At 39.4% G+C, this 18,745-nt stretch carries 18 protein-coding genes; 14 read left to right on the top strand and 4 right to left on the bottom strand.

Annotation, left to right across the window (positions count from 1 at the left end):
• Positions 1 to 16 precede the first annotated feature (16 nt).
• Positions 17 to 466 (top strand): 50S ribosomal protein L9, encoded by a 450-nt coding sequence (gene rplI / locus AC6H22_RS06545; RefSeq protein ID WP_005627626.1) that lies wholly within the window; start codon positions 17 to 19, stop codon positions 464 to 466.
• Positions 467 to 567: 101 nt separating this feature from the next.
• Here the strand turns inward: rplI and rpoD are convergent, their stop codons facing one another.
• The 3 genes from rpoD to rpsU all read right to left on the bottom strand — a co-directional run bounded on the left by rpoD (position 568) and on the right by rpsU (position 4,653).
• On the bottom strand, positions 568 to 2,451 hold the full coding sequence (gene rpoD, locus AC6H22_RS06540) for an RNA polymerase sigma factor RpoD (protein WP_005627628.1): 1,884 nt from the start codon (positions 2,449 to 2,451) through the stop codon (positions 568 to 570).
• A gap of 71 nt (positions 2,452 to 2,522) precedes the next feature.
• On the bottom strand, positions 2,523 to 4,304 hold the full coding sequence (gene dnaG, locus AC6H22_RS06535) for a DNA primase (RefSeq protein ID WP_005627630.1): 1,782 nt from the start codon (positions 4,302 to 4,304) through the stop codon (positions 2,523 to 2,525).
• A 133-nt stretch (positions 4,305 to 4,437) separates the two neighbouring features.
• Positions 4,438 to 4,653, bottom strand: coding sequence for a 30S ribosomal protein S21 (gene rpsU / locus AC6H22_RS06530; RefSeq protein WP_005627632.1), 216 nt, complete (start codon positions 4,651 to 4,653; stop codon positions 4,438 to 4,440).
• A 231-nt stretch (positions 4,654 to 4,884) separates the two neighbouring features.
• Between rpsU and tsaD the strand changes: the two genes are divergently transcribed.
• The 3 genes from tsaD to AC6H22_RS06515 are packed head-to-tail and all read left to right on the top strand — an operon-like array spanning position 4,885 to position 7,760.
• Entirely contained in the window at positions 4,885 to 5,913 is a 1,029-nt protein-coding gene (gene tsaD, locus AC6H22_RS06525; protein ID WP_005627634.1) for a tRNA (adenosine(37)-N6)-threonylcarbamoyltransferase complex transferase subunit TsaD, read from the top strand.
• An 8-nt stretch (positions 5,914 to 5,921) separates the two neighbouring features.
• A complete protein-coding gene (locus AC6H22_RS06520; protein WP_005627636.1) occupies positions 5,922 to 6,503 on the top strand; it encodes a thymidine kinase in 582 nt (193 codons plus the stop codon).
• A gap of 36 nt (positions 6,504 to 6,539) precedes the next feature.
• Entirely contained in the window at positions 6,540 to 7,760 is a 1,221-nt protein-coding gene (locus AC6H22_RS06515; protein ID WP_005627639.1) for an aromatic amino acid transporter, read from the top strand.
• 143 nt (positions 7,761 to 7,903) lie between these two features.
• Here the strand turns inward: AC6H22_RS06515 and AC6H22_RS06510 are convergent, their stop codons facing one another.
• On the bottom strand, positions 7,904 to 8,164 hold the full coding sequence (locus AC6H22_RS06510; RefSeq protein ID WP_005627640.1) for a YfhL family 4Fe-4S dicluster ferredoxin: 261 nt from the start codon (positions 8,162 to 8,164) through the stop codon (positions 7,904 to 7,906).
• Positions 8,165 to 8,241: 77 nt separating this feature from the next.
• Between AC6H22_RS06510 and AC6H22_RS06505 the strand changes: the two genes are divergently transcribed.
• The 10 genes from AC6H22_RS06505 (at position 8,242) to rplA (ending at position 18,560) form a co-directional block, all read left to right on the top strand.
• Positions 8,242 to 9,012, top strand: coding sequence for a ribonuclease T2 family protein (locus AC6H22_RS06505; protein ID WP_497515546.1), 771 nt, complete (start codon positions 8,242 to 8,244; stop codon positions 9,010 to 9,012).
• Positions 9,013 to 9,107: 95 nt separating this feature from the next.
• Positions 9,108 to 10,268: a phosphoglycerate kinase gene (pgk, locus tag AC6H22_RS06500; protein ID WP_005627642.1), complete on the top strand. Its 1,161-nt coding sequence runs from the start codon at positions 9,108 to 9,110 to the stop codon at positions 10,266 to 10,268.
• 118 nt (positions 10,269 to 10,386) lie between these two features.
• A complete protein-coding gene (gene fbaA, locus AC6H22_RS06495) occupies positions 10,387 to 11,466 on the top strand; it encodes a class II fructose-bisphosphate aldolase (RefSeq protein ID WP_005627643.1) in 1,080 nt (359 codons plus the stop codon).
• Positions 11,467 to 11,532: 66 nt separating this feature from the next.
• Positions 11,533 to 12,573, top strand: a complete 1,041-nt coding sequence (locus tag AC6H22_RS06490; RefSeq protein WP_497515545.1) for a glycosyltransferase family 9 protein — start codon at positions 11,533 to 11,535, stop codon at positions 12,571 to 12,573.
• Between the two features lie 211 nt (positions 12,574 to 12,784).
• Positions 12,785 to 14,329 (top strand): YjjI family glycine radical enzyme, encoded by a 1,545-nt coding sequence (locus AC6H22_RS06485; protein ID WP_005627645.1) that lies wholly within the window; start codon positions 12,785 to 12,787, stop codon positions 14,327 to 14,329.
• Between the two features lie 8 nt (positions 14,330 to 14,337).
• Complete coding sequence (locus AC6H22_RS06480; RefSeq protein WP_005627646.1) at positions 14,338 to 15,126, top strand: 4Fe-4S cluster-binding domain-containing protein; 789 nt, start codon at positions 14,338 to 14,340, stop codon at positions 15,124 to 15,126.
• A 99-nt stretch (positions 15,127 to 15,225) separates the two neighbouring features.
• Positions 15,226 to 16,479 carry a NupC/NupG family nucleoside CNT transporter gene (locus tag AC6H22_RS06475; RefSeq protein WP_005627647.1) on the top strand — a complete coding sequence of 418 codons (1,254 nt, stop codon included), beginning with the start codon at positions 15,226 to 15,228 and terminating at the stop codon, positions 16,477 to 16,479.
• Between the two features lie 69 nt (positions 16,480 to 16,548).
• Entirely contained in the window at positions 16,549 to 17,265 is a 717-nt protein-coding gene (gene deoD / locus AC6H22_RS06470; protein ID WP_005627650.1) for a purine-nucleoside phosphorylase, read from the top strand.
• 172 nt (positions 17,266 to 17,437) lie between these two features.
• A complete protein-coding gene (gene rplK / locus AC6H22_RS06465; protein WP_005627653.1) occupies positions 17,438 to 17,866 on the top strand; it encodes a 50S ribosomal protein L11 in 429 nt (142 codons plus the stop codon).
• Between the two features lie 4 nt (positions 17,867 to 17,870).
• A complete protein-coding gene (rplA, locus tag AC6H22_RS06460) occupies positions 17,871 to 18,560 on the top strand; it encodes a 50S ribosomal protein L1 (protein ID WP_005627655.1) in 690 nt (229 codons plus the stop codon).
• Positions 18,561 to 18,745: the final 185 nt, after the last annotated feature.

Below are 18,745 nucleotides of genomic sequence, written 5' to 3'. Positions count from 1 at the left end.
TTAAGGAGACACGGTAATGCAAGTAATTCTTTTAGATAAAATTGTTCACTTAGGTCAAGTGGGCGATCAAGTAAATGTTAAATCAGGTTTTGCACGTAACTTCTTAATCCCACAAGGTAAAGCAGTTATGGCAACTAAAGCTAACATTGAACACTTTGAAGCACGTCGTGCAGAATTAGAAGCGGCAGCAGCAGCAAATCTTGCAGCGGCTCAAGCTCGTGCAGCAGAAGTTACTGCATTAGGTTCTGTGACTATCGCATCTAAAGCAGGTGATGAAGGTCGTTTATTCGGCGCAATCACTACTCGTGATGTGGCAGAAGCAGTAACTGCAGCAGGCGTTAAAATTGCGAAAAGTGAAGTTCGTTTACCAAACGGTCCAATCCGTACTCTTGGTGACCACGATGTTCGTTTCCAACTTCACGGTGAAGTATTTGCAACATTAGATGTAATCGTTGTTGCAGAATAATTTGTCAGATAGGCAAAATAAAACCCGGTCTTAGATCGGGTTTTTTATTATTAGTTTAACGTAATAAAAAAGGAGCTATAGCTCCTTTTTATTTGTAACTTTTAGTCGTCAAGGAAACTTCTTAATGTTTCTGATCGGCTAGGATGACGTAATTTACGTAACGCTTTTGCTTCAATTTGACGAATGCGTTCACGTGTGACATCGAATTGTTTACCCACTTCTTCAAGCGTATGGTCAGTATTCATATCAATACCAAAACGCATGCGCAATACTTTTGCTTCTCGTGGTGTTAGGCCTTCAAGAACTTCGTGAGTAGCAACTCTTAAGCTTTGTGCTGTTGCAGAATCTAAAGGAAGTTCTAAGGTTGAATCTTCAATAAAATCACCTAAATGTGAGTCATCGTCATCACCGATAGGCGTTTCCATAGAAATTGGCTCTTTTGCAATTTTCAATACTTTACGGATTTTATCTTCCGGCATACCCATGCGTTCAGCCAATTCTTCTGGCGTTGCTTCACGTCCCATTTCTTGTAATAACTGGCGAGAAATGCGGTTAAGTTTATTGATTGTTTCAATCATATGTACCGGAATACGGATTGTACGAGCTTGATCCGCAATAGAGCGTGTAATGGCTTGGCGAATCCACCAAGTCGCATATGTAGAGAATTTATAACCACGGCGATACTCAAATTTATCTACAGCTTTCATTAAACCAATATTCCCTTCTTGAATTAAGTCAAGGAATTGTAAACCGCGGTTCGTATATTTTTTCGCGATGGAAATTACTAAACGTAAGTTAGCTTCTACCATTTCTTTTTTAGCACGACGAGCTTTTTGTTCACCTCGAGCGACTGCATCACAGATATCGCGCATTTGGGTAATGGTAAGTTTCGTATTTTCTTCAATGCTAGCTAAGTTACTTAATGCTTCTAGGATACGTTCTTCATATTTTGGTAAGCGTTTTGCCCATGGTTTGCTTGATTTTAAGGCTTTTTGTACCCATTCAGTATTGCTGCCATTAGTCATAATGAGTTTTTCAAAATCATCTTTTGGCATTCCTGCAATATCAACTAATATTTTTTGTAATTGACGTTCTTCGTAGCGCACACGTTTCATCATTTCTTTCATTGATAAAACGAGTAAATCGAATTGTTTTGGTACTAAGCGGAATTGTTTAAAGATTTCACCAAGCAGTGCAATTTGATCCTGGGCACGTTTTCCTGAGCGACCATGTTTTTCAATAACAGCAAGCGTTTTGCTGTGTTGCTCTTTTAGCTGTTGGAATTTTTCTCTTGCGACCTCTGGATCGATGCTATTATCAGATTCGCTTGAATCTGATGTAGATTCTGATTCGCTTTCGTCTTCATCTTCATTGTCTTCAACATCTGCACTTTCTGATTCCTCTCCGTCTTCAGAAAAGTTTTCATCAATGACATTATGTTCTTCTATTTCTGCATTTGGATCGACAAAACCTGTAATTAAGTCAGCTAAACGGAAGTTTCCTTTTTCCACATCATCATAATTTTTTAGCAACCCATTTAAAGCTTCAGGATAGGCAGCAATGGATGTTTGAACTTCATCAATTCCTTCTTCAATACGTTTTGCAATGCTGATTTCATCTTCACGAGTAAGAAGATCAACCGTTCCCATTTCACGCATATACATACGGACAGGATCGGTTGTTCGACCGATTTCAGATTCTACATTTGAAAGAATTTGGGTTGCCTCTTCTACCGCATCTTCATCTGGAATGGTGTCATTCAACATCATCTCATCGCTTTCTGGGGCTTCGTCTAAGACGGGGATCCCTGCATCATTTTGTAGCGTTTGTAGCAACTTATCGTAATATTCAGGGTCGATGACATCTTCTGGTAATAAATCATTAATTTCTGCATAGGTTAAATAACCTTGAGTGCGACCTAATTCCATCAGTTGTTCAATTTGTTCTGAATATTGTTCAGCCGTAGATTGTTGATTTTTTTCCATTTTTATATCCGTTTTGCTTGATGTGATAGTAGCAATATAATTCTTGTTACGAACTTAGAATTTTATCATTGTTATTGTGGATTAACTAACTGTTTTTTCTGCTGTTCTTTCCCAGACAAAAGGTGAACGAGCACTGTTTTTTCTTCGTCAGTAAGCCCTTCAGATCGTTCTTTAGCAATAAGCATTTCAATGTCTCGCTCAATGGCTTGAATATTTAAGCGACGATAGTTTTGTGAAAATGCATTGATCATTTCTGTTTCGTCTAATAAATGATCCCAAGTTGCCAGTATTTCAAGGGGATTGCTGTAAGACGTATCACGGAAGTGCTCTAAAATCTGCCCTGTAGTAATCCCTTCTCGTTGGCGACAAAGTGCGGTCAATTTTTCCAGAATTTCAAAACCAGCTTCTGCACGTAATGCTTGCACACCGCTTTCAGACATACGTTTTACTAATTCAGGATTTTGAAGAAGCAATGAAATGACCATTCGCATTGGTGTCTTCTTGATCTTATTATTAGCAACTTTTTGTTGTGTATTGGCGTGTTCTAATTGTTTTGGAATAAGATTTTCCAACTGCATTTGATCAAAAATTCCTAGCTTTTGAGCCAACATATTGCGCAGCGATAAGCGCAGCATTTCTCCTGGAATTTGGCGAATTAACGGCGCAGCCAGAGCAACTAATTTTCCTCGCCCTTCTTTGCTAGAAAAATCAACTTGTGGGCTTAAGTGAGTAAACATAAACTCACTTAAAGATTGTGCACTTTCGATATATTCTTCAAATTTTTCTTTGCCATATTGGCGAATGTAAGTATCAGGATCTTCTCCCTCTGGCAAGAAAATAAATTTGAGTTGTCTGCCATCTTCTAAATAAGGCAACGCATTTTCTAATGCCCGCCAAGCCGCATCACGCCCTGCACGGTCACCATCGTAACAACAAACAACTTGCTCAGTCGAACGAAAAATAAGTTGAATTTGTTCTGATGTCGTGGATGTACCTAAAGAAGCCACCGCATAATCCACGCCAAATTGTGCTAATGCGACCACATCCATATAACCTTCAACAACAAGTAATTGTTTTGGTTCATCGTTGGCTTGTAAGGCTTCGTACAAACCATAAAGCTCGTTACCTTTATGATAAGTAATGGTTTCTGGTGAATTCAGATATTTCGGTTTTTCATCCGTTAATACCCGCCCTCCAAAAGCCACTGTACGACCGCGTTTATCGCGAATAGGAAACATAATGCGATTTCGGAATTTATCGTAAATATTACCCCGATCATTTCGAGAAAGCATGCCTAACTCAATGAGTTTTTGTTGTTCTTCACGATTAACACCAAATTTACGCAGTACCGTATCCATCGCATTCGGTACAAACCCAATTTGGAAACGCTCAATAATTTCAGACGAAAGCCCACGTTGTTGTAAATATTCTTGCGCTTGTGTATTTAATGGCAATTGGCTTTGATAAAACTTGGCAATCTCTTGCATTAATTCATAGAGATTTCGTTTGGTTTGATAATTAGCTTGAGGTTTCCCGCTGTTATTAGTGCGTTTTTCGTAAGGTACCTCAAGCCCTGCCATCGCTGCAAGTTCTTCAATCGCCTCTACAAATTCAAGCTTGTCATAATCCATTAAAAAGGAAATCGCATTACCATGTGCGCCACAACCAAAGCAATGATAAAACTGTTTCTTTTGACTAACCGTGAAAGATGGTGTTTTTTCATGATGGAAAGGGCAGCAGGCTTGATAATCGCGGCCGGCTTTTTTTAGTTTTACGCGCGCGTTAATCACATCGACAATATCGGACTTTGTCAGCAAATCATCAATAAAGGGGCGTGGAATAGAACCTTTCATTGTCGAGCCTCCGTGATCGTGGTGTGAAAGTGCGGTCGTTTTTGGCGTAGATTTTTATTGTGCTTAAAGTAACAAAACCGTGAGTCCGAAGGATTCACGGTTTGTCTTAACTCGAGTCAGAAAATACTATAAATTAGTATAAACGGGTATTGCGCGCGTTTTCGCGAGCGTTGCGTTTTGCGTGACGTTTTGCAAGCGTTGCATTTTCACGTTTACGAATTGTAGTTGGTTTTTCGTAAAATTCGCGAGCGCGTACTTCAGCTAAGATTCCCGCTTTTTCGCAAGAGCGTTTGAAACGACGTAAAGCTACGTCAAATGATTCGTTTTCACGTACTTTAATTACAGGCATAAGCCAATCACCTCAATGAGTTTAATTTAATTGCAATTTAAAATGTTATTTTCACCAACGCACCACTGTGCAAATGGTAAATTTAATAAAGGACGCAATTCTAATCTACTTTTAGGGAAAAAGTAAAGGAAAGAATGCCAATTCACCTTAATATTTGTGGTTTCAACTGGTTAAAACCGCTTAAACAGGGTAAAATCGCGCAACATTTTAGGTAATAAATTAAGAAAATCAATGAAAATCTTAGGCATTGAAACCTCCTGTGATGAAACGGGCGTGGCAATTTATGATGAAGAAAAAGGATTAATTGCTAATCAACTTTATACTCAAATTGCCCTGCATGCAGATTATGGTGGTGTGGTTCCTGAATTGGCATCGCGCGATCATATTCGTAAAACAGCTCCTCTCATTAAAGCTGCGTTGGAAGAAGCTAAGTTAACGGCGAGCGATATTGATGGTATTGCTTATACGAGTGGTCCTGGGCTTGTTGGCGCATTGCTTGTCGGCGCTACGATTGCACGTTCTTTAGCTTATGCGTGGAATGTTCCTGCTATTGGTGTTCATCATATGGAAGGGCATTTACTTGCGCCAATGCTTGATGACAATTCACCGCACTTTCCTTTTGTTGCTCTGTTGGTATCGGGTGGTCACACTCAATTAGTGCGTGTAGATGGCGTAGGGAAATATGAAGTGATTGGCGAATCCATTGATGATGCAGCAGGTGAGGCCTTTGATAAAACAGCAAAATTACTTGGACTAGATTATCCAGGTGGTGCGGCACTTTCTCGTTTAGCAGAAAAAGGCACACCAAATCGTTTCACATTTCCACGTCCAATGACAGATCGTGCAGGCCTTGATTTTAGTTTTTCAGGTTTAAAAACGTTTGCCGCGAATACGATTAATCAAGCAATTAAAAACGAGGGGGAACTAACAGAACAAACTAAATCGGATATTGCTTATGCTTTCCAAGATGCGGTGGTGGATACACTTGCCATTAAATGTAAGCGTGCATTGAAAGAAACAGGTTATAAACGTTTAGTGATTGCGGGAGGGGTGAGCGCAAATAAAAAACTCCGAGAAACGCTTGCGCACTTAATGCAAAATTTAGGTGGCGAAGTGTTTTATCCTCAACCTCAATTTTGTACAGATAATGGTGCGATGATTGCTTACACAGGTTTTTTACGTTTAAAACAAGGTCAGTATAGCGATCTGGCTATTGATGTTAAGCCTCGTTGGGCAATGACGGAATTACCGGCAATTTAGGAGAAAAAATGGCAAAACTCTATTTCTACTACTCCACCATGAATGCTGGTAAGTCTACGACATTGCTGCAATCTTCCTATAACTATCGTGAGCGTGATATGAACACATTAGTTTATACGGCTGCGATTGATGATCGTTTTGGCGTGGGAAAAGTCACATCGCGTATTGGTATTTCGCAAGACGCCTTTTTATTTCGCTCGGAAACTAATTTGTTTGATGAAATCAATGAGCACTTAAAAAAAGAAAAAGTGCATTGTGTGTTGGTGGATGAAGCTCAATTTCTTAGCAAGCAACAAGTTTACCAGTTGAGCGATGTCGTAGATAAACTCAAAATCCCTGTGCTTTGTTATGGCTTGCGTACAGATTTCCAAGCGGAACTTTTTGAAGGAAGTAAATATTTACTGGCTTGGGCGGATCAACTCGAAGAATTAAAAACAATTTGTTATTGTGGCCGAAAGGCTAATTTTGTTTTGCGCCTAAATGATCAAGGTGAGGTCATTAAAGAAGGCGCGCAAATTCAAATTGGGGGCAATGACTCTTACCTTTCTGTTTGCCGCTTACACTATAAAGAAAAGTGCGGTCAACTTTAAATTAGTTTTCAAACACAACACTATAAGGATAATTTTATGTTACAGAATAAAACATTTGGGAGTGCACTGATTATTGCAGGCACAACCATTGGAGCAGGTATGCTTGCTATGCCGCTTACATCAGCTGGCATGGGCTTTGGTTATACCGTGTTATTGCTCGTAGGCTTGTGGGCTTTGTTGGTTTACAGTGGATTGTTGTTTGTAGAAGTGTATCAAACAGCGGATCAGTTGGATGATGGTGTCGCCACGCTTGCTGAAAAATATTTTGGGGTTCCGGGACGAATTTTAGCAACGTTGAGTTTGTTAATTTTACTTTATGCGCTTTCAGCCGCTTATATTACTGGTGGTGGATCTCTGCTTTCAGGCTTGCCAACTGCTTTTGGAATGGAAGCGATGTCACTTAAAACGGCGATTATTATTTTTACTGTTGTATTAGGTTCTTTTGTCGTTGTAGGAACGAAAGGCGTGGATGGTTTAACTCGCGTGTTATTTATTGGTAAGCTAGTCGCCTTTGCTTTTGTACTGTTTATGATGCTTCCAAAAGTGGCAACAGATAATTTAATGGCATTGCCTTTGGATTACGCTTTTGTAGTTTCTGCTGCGCCGATATTTTTTACCTCTTTCGGCTTCCACGTCATTATGGCGAGTGTAAATAGCTACTTAGGTGGAAGTGTAGAAAAATTCCGTCATGCCATTTTGATAGGTACCGCGATTCCATTAGCCGCTTACCTAGTCTGGCAGTTAGCAACCCATGGTGTATTAAGTCAAAGTGAATTTGTGCGTATTTTACAAGCTGATCCAACGCTAAATGGATTAGTGAATGCAACACGTGAAATTACAGGCTCTCATTTTATGGGGGAAGTGGTTCGCGTGTTCTCATCACTCGCTTTAATTACTTCATTCTTAGGCGTAATGCTTGGAGTGTTTGAAGGCTTAGGTGATTTATTCAAACGCTATCATTTGCCAAATAATCGCGTTGTATTAACCATTGCCGCATTTTTACCGCCACTTGTATTTGCATTGTTTTATCCTGAAGGATTTATTACTGCATTAAGTTACGCTGGTTTGTTGTGTTCGTTCTATTGCTTAATTTTACCAATTGGCTTGGCATGGCGTACACGTATTGAAAATCCAACATTGCCATATCGTGTTGCTGGCGGTAATTTTGCTTTGGTGTTTGCGTTATTGATTGGCGTCGTGATTATGGTCATTCCATTTTTAATTCAATGGGGATATTTACCGGCCGTAGCGGGATAATGTGAAGAAAAGTAACTCAATGTAGTTCTTTTTATAGATAAAAGTGCGGTAAAAAATTTCAGTTTTTTGATAATAAAAATAAGCTCAAAAATTAACCGCACTCTTTTAGAAGATAATAAGTCATATTTCAGTTGCTTTAAAAATTACAATTTATCTGAATGATGAATCATCACAAAGCGTTCCCAAAGCTGTTCTTCGGTTTCTTGATGTTCAGGATCGGGCTTAATACAGTTTGTGATTGGGCAAACTTTTTGGCAGGTTGGCGTGTCGTAATGGCCGACACATTCCGTGCAAAGTACAGGATCGATCACATAAATCTCATCGCCAATGGAAATGGCTTCGTTTGGGCATTCTGGTAAGCACATATCGCAGTTGGTACATTTGCTAGTGATGAGTAATGCCATTGTGATCCTTAATAGAAAGTTGAAAGCGGCGAATTATAGCCGACAAAAACTTGATTGACAAAAACTAAACAAAATTTATGAAAAAATTCACTTCCACCCTTTCGCTTATTGTCCTCGTTGTATTAGCAATTTGGCAGTATTTTACCGATTCAACCAAAACTAAAAATCAATCACCTTCTCCCGTAATTGAACAAACTAAGCAAACAAAAGCATTTGAGCCTAAATTTGAGACAAAGCGGACGGATCTTGAAAAAAGTGCGGTGAAAAATCCGAATGTTTTTGCCAATTATGATGTGATTATGCGTAATGATCCTATCGGGCAAAATGCAAAGTCGCCTGTCGATTATTATATGTTGGCATTATCTTGGTCGCCTGGATTTTGTGATATTCAGCGTGAAAAATATGGTAATCAGTTGCCTTCCTCCTCTCAATATCAATGTGGAAGTAACCGCACTTTAGGTTGGGTCGTTCATGGACTATGGCCTCAAAATGCAAATGCACTTTCAGTAACGGATCATCCACGTTTTTGCAAGGGCGATTTACCAGCCTTGCCAAAAGATTTATTAGCACAATATTTGGCTATTTCACCAGGTGAACAATTATTGCAAGGTGAATGGGAAAAACATGGTAGCTGTGCGTTTGATTCTGCCCAGCAATATTTTGATAAGGAGCAGGATTTATTTAGCTCATTAAAATTACCGAATCAACATTTAAGCCGTAATGAACTTTTTCGTTGGATGAAACAGCATAATCCACAATTAAAAAATGCTTATTTAGGTGCAAGTCAAAACGAATTATTCATTTGTTATGATAAAAAATGGCAGGTAATGAATTGCCAAAGCAAATAAGAATTTCTTTGATCTAAATCGTTACAACCTAGCGCGAAGTAGGTATAATACGAAAAGTTTTCAATTTTAATTTTAACTTAACAAGAGGATAGATTATGTCAGTAATCAAAATGACCGATTTAGATTTAGCCGGTAAACGTGTATTTATCCGTGCGGATCTTAATGTGCCAGTAAAAGATGGCAAAGTGACCTCAGATGCGCGTATTCGTGCGACCATTCCTACTTTAAAATTAGCCTTAGAAAAAGGCGCGAAAGTGATGGTAACTTCTCACTTAGGTCGTCCAACTGAAGGTGAATTCAAACCAGAAGATTCTTTACAACCAGTTGTTGATTACTTAAAAAACGCAGGCTTTAACGTTCGTTTAGAACAAGACTATTTAAACGGTGTGGATGTTAAAGAAGGTGAAATCGTTGTTTTAGAAAACGTTCGCGTGAACAAAGGTGAGAAGAAAAACGATCCTGAGTTAGGTAAAAAATATGCCGCACTTTGTGATGTATTCGTGATGGATGCTTTCGGTACCGCTCACCGTGCGCAAGCATCAACTTACGGCGTAGCGGAGTTTGCACCGGTTGCTTGTGCAGGTCCATTACTTGCTGCAGAATTAGATGCATTAGGCAAAGCATTAAAAGAGCCTGCTCGTCCGATGGTCGCGATTGTAGGCGGTTCTAAAGTTTCCACTAAATTAGAAGTATTAAACTCTCTTTCAAAAATTGCTGACCAAATTATCGTAGGCGGTGGTATTGCAAATACGTTCATTGCAGCAGCGGGCCACAATGTGGGTAAATCGTTATATGAAGCAGATTTAATCCCTGTAGCAAAAGAATTAGCAGCAAGCACTGATATTCCAGTTCCAGTTGATGTACGTGTTGGTACTGAATTCTCTGAAACTGCACCTGCAACAGAAAAATCAGTGACTGAAGTAAAAGATGACGAATCTATCTTCGATATCGGTGATAAATCTGCAGCACAATTAGCAGAGATCATCAAAAATGCAAAAACCGTTTTATGGAATGGTCCTGTTGGCGTATTTGAGTTCCCTAACTTCCGTAAAGGGACTGAAATCATTTCTCACGCGATTGCAAACAGCGATGCATTCTCTATCGCAGGGGGCGGTGATACTTTAGCAGCTATCGATTTATTCGGTATTGCAGACAAGATCTCTTACATTTCAACGGGTGGCGGTGCGTTCTTAGAATTCGTAGAAGGCAAAGTATTACCAGCAGTAGAAATTCTTGAAAAACGTGCGAAAAACTAACCGCACTTTTTCTATGTGACATATCGATGGCGAACATTAAAATATCGCCATCAATAAAAAGTCAAAAAATTCTCAAATTGCGGGCTTGTCCCGCTAAACATAAAAAGGAAACACAAGTATGGCTAAATTATTAGATATCGTGAAACCTGGTGTCGTAACAGGTGAAGATGTGCAAAAAATCTTTGCTTATGCAAAAGAGCATAACTTTGCTATCCCAGCAGTAAACTGCGTAGGTTCTGACTCAGTTAATGCCGTGTTAGAAACTGCTGCACGCGTAAAAGCGCCAGTTATTATTCAATTTTCTAACGGTGGTGCTGCGTTCTATGCAGGTAAAGGCGTTAAACCTGCAAGTGGTGCTCGTCCTGATGTGCTTGGTGCGATTGCTGGAGCGAAACACGTTCATACTTTAGCGAAAGAATACGGTGTTCCTGTTATTCTTCACACTGACCACGCTGCGAAAAAATTACTTCCATGGATCGATGGCTTACTTGAAGCGGGTGAAAAACACTTCGCAGAAACTGGTCGTCCATTATTCTCTTCTCACATGCTTGATCTTTCTGAAGAGCCAATGGAAGAAAACATGGCAATCTGCCGTGAATACCTCGCTCGTATGGATAAAATGGGGATGACCCTTGAAATCGAAATCGGTATTACCGGTGGTGAAGAAGATGGCGTAGATAATTCTGGTGTTGATGAGTCTCGTTTATATACTCAACCATCTGACGTGCTTTATGTTTACGACCAATTAAATCCAGTAAGTCCTAACTTTACGGTTGCTGCAGCATTTGGTAACGTACATGGCGTGTATAAACCAGGTAACGTAAAATTAAAACCATCTATTTTAGGTGCATCACAAGAGTTTGTTGCCAAAGAACGTAATCTTCCTGCGAAACCAATTAACTTCGTCTTCCACGGTGGTTCTGGTTCTAGCCGCGAAGAAATCCGTGAAGCAATTAGCTACGGTGCAATCAAAATGAACATTGATACCGATACTCAATGGGCATCTTGGAATGGTATTTTGAACTTCTATAAAGCAAATGAAGCTTATCTTCAAGGTCAATTAGGTAACCCTGAAGGCCCAGATGCGCCAAACAAAAAATACTACGATCCACGTGTATGGCTACGTAAAATGGAAGAATCTATGTCTAAACGCTTAGAGCAATCTTTCGAAGACTTAAATTGTGTTGATGTTTTATAATCCACAAAAATAACATAAAATACGACCGCACTTTCGAGTGCGGTTTTTTATTTTAGCGGAGAAATTATGGAAAAGATCTTAGTTATTCGTAACGATAAATTAGGCGACTTTATGCAAGCATGGCCCGCTTTTGCTATGCTGAAATTATCGAATCCTTCTTTAAAATTAACCGCACTTGTGCCGAGTTACACAGCGCCTCTAGCGGAAGTTTGTCCGTTTATTGATCATGTCATTATTGATAGCAAAAAAAATGATAAAACGGATTTCAATCGTCTTGTGCAGGAAATCAAAGCACAGCAGTTTGATGGAATGATTAGTTTCTTTTCCAATACCCATAATGGAAAACTCGCTTGGAAAATCGGAATTAAATATCGCCTTGCACCTGCGACTAAATGGGTTCAAATTCTCTATAATCACCGTTTAACACAACGCCGTTCTCGTTCTGAAAAATCGGAAGCCGAGTATAATCAAGATCTCGCTCGTGCTTTTTTACAAAAGCATAATATGCCAGTTGTTGAACCTAAACCGCCTTATTTAACCTTTGAGAAAAGTGCGGTGGAAAATCAACGAATTTTCTTGCAAGAGCATTTAGGGCTTTTCGCAAATAAAAAATGGATCTTTGTGCATAGTGGTTCTGGTGGCTCAGCAACGAATCTTTCTTTAGCGCAATATGCAGATTTAATTAAAGGCTTATTGGCTGAGTTTGATTGCAATGTTGTGCTGACAGCAGGGCCTGGCGAAAGTGAAAAAGCCCATGAATTGGCAAATTTGGTGGATGATTCACGTGTAGTCATTTACGATAAGAATAAAGGTTTAGTGGATTTTGCTCATTCTTTAGCTTGTGCGGATTTATTTATTGCGGGATCTACTGGGCCATTGCATTTGAGTAGTGCGTTTAATATTCCGACTATCGGATTTTATCCAAATAGCCGTTCTTCTCAGCCGAGACGCTGGAAACCGATTAATGATGTCGATAAGTATCTTGCATTTTGTCCACCCGCAGGAAAAGAGACTCAAATGAATCTTGGGCTAATTTCTATTCAACAAGCATTACAAGAGATAATCCCTTTTGTTAAGAAAATGTGTTATTCAAGCCGTAACATTTAAAATTCACCAATCAAATTAAAACTGGCGGAGCTTCATTATTCTGCCAGTCAAAATCTTTTTTCACTTATCTAAATTTAGATCTTTCTTATTTTACTAGTTAACCGTTTGCTTCAGTTTTTATTTCTGAAAATGTGATCTCGCTCACATTTTCAAAATTGTCTATTTTGTTACCATTGCGTACAATATAAAACCATTTTCAAAGGGGGACGTTATGTTAGCTTCACTTCAAGATATTCTCGATACTGTAAAAGCCAATAATCTGACTTATCATCAAAAATTAATGACATTAGGCAATATTGCCGAGCGTTTATTTGATCCTCGAGATTTGCTTGGTTATACCGATGAAGAATGGGGCTTTTTACAGAATCAGATGATCTGTGATTTATGTGAAGGTTACGCCATTTATCGTCCTCGTTATATCCTGCCTGATTACAATGTGTATATCCAAAAGGGCTGTGAATTTTTAGAGTTGCCGCCACCAAAAGATCTTGATGAGGCACTTGATGGATTATTGATTCTTTACTCTCACGTACCATCTATCACAACTTATCCCGTTTATGTTGGCCGTCTTGATGTATTGCTTGAACCTTTCATTACTGATGAAGAAAAAGACTACATCAAAATTAAACGTTTCTTAAATCATATCGACAAAACTGTGCCTGATTCATTCTGTCATGCCAATATTGGACCTTATGATACGAAAGCGGGCCGCTTGATTTTACGCGCAGTGATTGAGCTTGAAGCGCCAACACCGAATATGACCATTCGTTATGATAAATCCAAAACAAGCCGTGAGTTTGCTGAACTTGCAGCAAAAGCCTGTTTATTAGTTTCTAAACCATCTTTTGCAAACGATGCTTATTATATTTCCGATCTAGGTGAAGAATACGGCGTAGCAAGTTGCTATAACGCACTGCCTGAATGTGGCGGTGCTTACACATTAACGCGTTTACGTCTAGGCACGATTGCTCGCGCGTGTAAAAGTGCGGATGAAATGCTGAATGAATTATTACCACGTGTGGCGAAATGTGCTCTTTCAACGATGGATAAACGACACAAATTTGTAGTGGAAGAAAGTAATTTCTTTAACAGTTCATTCCTCGAAAAAGAAGGCTTTATCAAACGCACTAATTTTACGGGAATGTTTGCAATTGTGGGCTTGGCAGATGCAGCAAACCATTTATTGCAATGTGAAGGATTAAATGAAACCTTTGGTAAAAGTGCTCGTGGTGATGAAATTGCGACAGCAATTATGGATAAACTTAAAGAAATCACTGATGCACATGAAGGGGTTTATGCAGAACGCACTGGCAATCGTTATTTATTACATGCGCAAGTTGGCGCAAGTAACCACGAAGAAGACAAACGCAACGCACCGGCTCACCGTATTCGTGTAGGCGAAGAACCAACGTTACTTGCGCATTTGAAACAGTCTGCACCGTTCCATAAATATTTCCCATCTGGTACAGGGGATTTATTCGCCTTTGATCAAACCTATGTGGATCACTGCGATGCGGTGGTGGATATTATTGATGGTGCATTCTCTTTGGGCTATCGCTACATTACCACCTATTTGAAAAATACAGATTTAATTCGTGTTACAGGTTATCTGGTGAAGAAAAGCGAAGTTGAAAAATACCGTAAAGGCGAAGTCGCATTACGCGATACGACTTGGTATGGCTCGGGTACAGATGAATGTACCAACGTGTTTGATCGCCAATTACGCGATGAAAAAGATGTCACTGCTGAAAAATAATTGGAAAAATGACCGCACTTTCTGAGATTTTTGTGCCGTTACATCGGATTATTCCTTTTTCAAATGTAGAGGGGCAAGGCAACCGTTCGAGTATTTTTCTGCAAGGTTGCAAGCTAAATTGCTTGTATTGCCATAATCCGGAAACTATTCCTCGTTATACGGAAAATGCGAAATTGGTTAGTTTGCAGTATTTGTATGAACAGGTTATGGAGGCGGTTCCATTTATTCGTGGCGTAACAATTTCAGGCGGTGAACCGACTATCCATCACAAAAAACTGGTGCCGCTCTTTGAGGCTTTACGTTCGCAGGGATTAACCTGTTATTTGGATAGTAGTGGCTTTTTTGAGTTTGATCGTATTCGTTCGTTAATCGATGTCACTGATAAATTTTTATTCGATCTGAAAGGAGAAGGCGCAGGTTTACAAACGCTCTGTTTTGACCGACAAAATCAAACAGGAATCGTGCCACAGCAAGTGATACCGGAACGTTTACACATAAAAAACGATAAACTTGAGCGAAATTTACAAAATCTGGCTGCCTTGTTGCCGGTAAATAAAGTGGAAGAAGTGCGGTTAGTTTTTTTAAAGCATTTTTTTGATGCTGAACATTTGGTGAGCAAAGTTGCGCTACTTTTACGAAATTATCCTGATGTGGCATTAAAAATTATCCGCGTGCATAGTAAAGGTGCGCGCGATGAAACTGGGTTATCAACGCATATTCCAAGTGCGGAAGAAACTAATGCATTGGCTGCTTATGCGCGTCAATGTGGAATTAACAAGGTTTTGACTATTTTGTAGTCGTTTACAAAAAAGAGCGGTGAAAACCCCCGACTTTTTGTGAGAAAACAAGTAGAATAAGCCGATTTTTTATTAATTTAACCAATCTAGGGGAATCAAATGAGTGTGTTAAGCAGCATTTTGGGAATGGTCGTATTAATCGCTATTGCCGTGTTACTTTCCAATAATCGTAAAGCGATTAGTATCAGAACCGTGCTCGGGGCGTTAGCAATCCAAGTTGGATTTGCCGCCCTTATTTTATATGTGCCAGCAGGTAAACAAGCACTTGGTGCAACTGCTGATGCAGTATCAAATGTTATTGCTTACGGTAACGAAGGTATTAACTTTGTATTTGGCGGTTTAGCTGATCCAAGCAAACCTTCAGGTTTCATTTTTGCAGTGAAAGTATTACCAATTATTGTATTCTTCTCTGGCTTAATTTCTGTGCTTTATTACCTTGGTATTATGCAAGTGGTGATTAAAGTATTGGGTGGTGCATTGCAAAAAGCATTGGGTACGTCAAAAGCAGAATCCATGTCCGCTGCGGCTAATATTTTCGTTGGTCAAACTGAAGCACCATTGGTGGTTCGTCCTTACATTAAAAATATGACCCAATCTGAATTATTTGCCATCATGGTAGGTGGTACAGCATCTATCGCGGGTTCAGTAATGGCGGGTTATGCTGGAATGGGCGTGCCATTGACATACTTAATCGCTGCGTCATTTATGGCGGCACCAGCAGGTTTGTTATTTGCGAAATTAATGTTCCCACAAACAGAACAATTCTCTGATAAACAACCAGAAGACAATGATTCAGAAAAACCAACTAACGTACTTGAAGCAATGGCGGGGGGGGCGAGTGCAGGTATGCAACTTGCCTTAAACGTAGGTGCAATGTTAATCGCATTCGTTGGTTTAATTGCATTAATTAACGGTATTTTAAGTGGCGTTGGTGGCTGGTTCGGCTATGGCGACGTAACTTTACAATCTATCTTTGGTTTAATTTTTAAACCATTAGCATACTTAATCGGTGTAACTGACGGTACCGAAGCGGGTATCGCAGGACAAATGATCGGTATGAAATTAGCGGTTAACGAATTCGTAGGTTACCTCGAATTTGCAAAATACTTGCAACCAGATTCTGCGATTGTATTAACTGAAAAAACCAAAGCAATTATTACTTTCGCACTTTGTGGTTTTGCTAACTTCAGCTCAATTGCAATCTTAATCGGTGGTTTAGGTGGAATGGCGCCAAACCGTCGTAGTGATGTTGCTCGTTTAGGCTTAAAAGCGGTAATCGCGGGTACTTTAGCAAACTTAATGAGTGCAACGATTGCTGGCTTGTTCATTGGTCTCGGTGCTGCAGCGCTTTAATTCTCGGATAAGTGCGGTGAAAAATGACCGCACTTTTTATTTTTATATTTGAAAAAAGGAAGGAAAATTATGACTCCACATATTAACGCGCCTGAAGGTGCATTTGCTGATGTTGTTTTAATGCCAGGCGATCCACTTCGTGCAAAATACATTGCAGAAACGTTTTTGCAAGATGCAGTAGAAGTAACAAATGTTCGTAATATGCTTGGTTTTACTGGGACTTATAAAGGTCGTAAGATTTCTATTATGGGCCATGGTATGGGGATTCCATCTTGCTCTATTTACGCGAAAGAATTAATCACCGAATACGGTGTGAAAAAAATTATCCGTGTAGGTTCTTGTGGTGCTGTTCGTATGGACGTAAAAGTGCGCGATGTAATTATCGGTTTAGGTGCATGTACCGATTCAAAAGTAAACCGTATTCGTTTCAAAGATAACGATTTTGCAGCTATTGCTGACTTCGATATGGTACAAGCCGCTGTTCTAGCTGCAAAAGCAAAAGGCAAGGCCGTTCGTGTAGGTAATTTATTCTCGGCGGATTTATTCTATACACCTGATGTTGAAATGTTCGATGTAATGGAAAAATACGGCATTTTAGGCGTGGAAATGGAAGCCGCTGGAATTTATGGTGTAGCTGCAGAATATGGTGCAAAAGCATTAACGATTTGTACCGTATCTGATCACATTCGTACGCATGAACAAACGACTGCGGAAGAACGCCAATTAACATTCAATGATATGATTGAAATTGCATTGGATTCAGTCTTAATTGGTGATGCACAATAATTTCTTATAGTGGATTTAAGAAGTGCTTGAAAAACAACCGTACTTTTAATATAATCCGCGCCCATTATGAGCCGTTCGCGGCTCATATTTTTGTGTGGTGCAATGAATGTTGCACTGAAAATTATCGGGGAGCTATTTAATAGCGTTATTACCCAATTAGAGGAAAACTAAAATGGCAAAAAAAGTCCAAGCCTACGTTAAGTTGCAAGTTGCAGCTGGTATGGCAAACCCATCACCACCAGTTGGTCCTGCATTAGGTCAACAAGGTGTGAACATCATGGAATTCTGTAAAGCATTCAACGCTCGTACTGAGAGCTTAGAAAAAGGTTTACCAATTCCAGTTGTTATCACTGTATATGCAGACCGTTCATTTACTTTCGTAACTAAAACTCCACCAGCAGCAGTATTATTGAAAAAAGCTGCAGGTATCAAATCTGGTTCAGGTAAACCGAACAAAGATAAAGTGGGTAAAGTAACTTTAGATCAAGTTCGTCAAATCGCTGAAACTAAAGCAGCAGATATGACTGGCGCGTCTATCGAAACCAAAATGAAATCAATTGCTGGTACTGCTCGCTCTATGGGCTTAGTGGTGGAGGAATAATACGATGGCTAAATTGACTAAAAAAATGAAAGCAATCAAAGCTGGCGTAGATTCTACTAAAGCATACGAAATCAACGAAGCGATCGCGGTATTAAAACAATTCGCAACCGCTAAATTCGTTGAAAGTGTTGACGTTGCAGTAAACTTAGGTATCGATCCTCGTAAATCTGACCAAAACGTTCGTGGTGCAACTGTATTACCACACGGTACTGGTCGTGAAGTACGCGTAGCTGTGTTCACTCAAGGTGCTAACGCAGATGCAGCTAAAGAAGCTGGTGCTGATTTAGTAGGTATGGAAGATTTAGCAGAGCAAATCAAAAAAGGCGAAATGAACTTTGATGTTGTTATCGCTTCTCCTGATGCAATGCGTGTTGTTGGTCAATTAGGTCAAGTATTAGGCCCACGTGGTTTAATGCCAAACCCTAAAGTGGGTACTGTAACTCCAAACGTTGCTGAAGCAGTTAAAAATGCTAAATCTGGTCAGATCCGTTATCGTAATGATAAAAACGGTATCATCCACACCACTATTGGTAAAGCAAACTTCTCTGAAGTTCAATTAAAAGAAAACCTTCAAGCATTATTGGCAGCTTTAAACAAAGCAAAACCAACTACAGCTAAAGGTATCTTCATCAAGAAAGTAAGCATCTCTACCACTATGGGTGCAGGTGTTGCTGTTGATCAAACTTCTTTATAATTTAAAGAATTGATAGATTTTAAACCGCACTTTTTTAAAGTGCGGTTTTTTATTTCATAAAATTTATTCATAAAATTTATTCATAAGTTTTAAACTTGACGAGAAAGCTGCATTCATTTAAAATTTACCGCCTTAAAATTAGCAAAGATTTAGATTGATTTTTAATCAATTTTGACCTTTTATTG

Source organism: Haemophilus sp. THUN1690, assembly GCF_059704375.1.
Note: the sequence above shows the minus strand (reverse complement) of the source record. Positions and strands in the feature narration are given on the sequence as shown.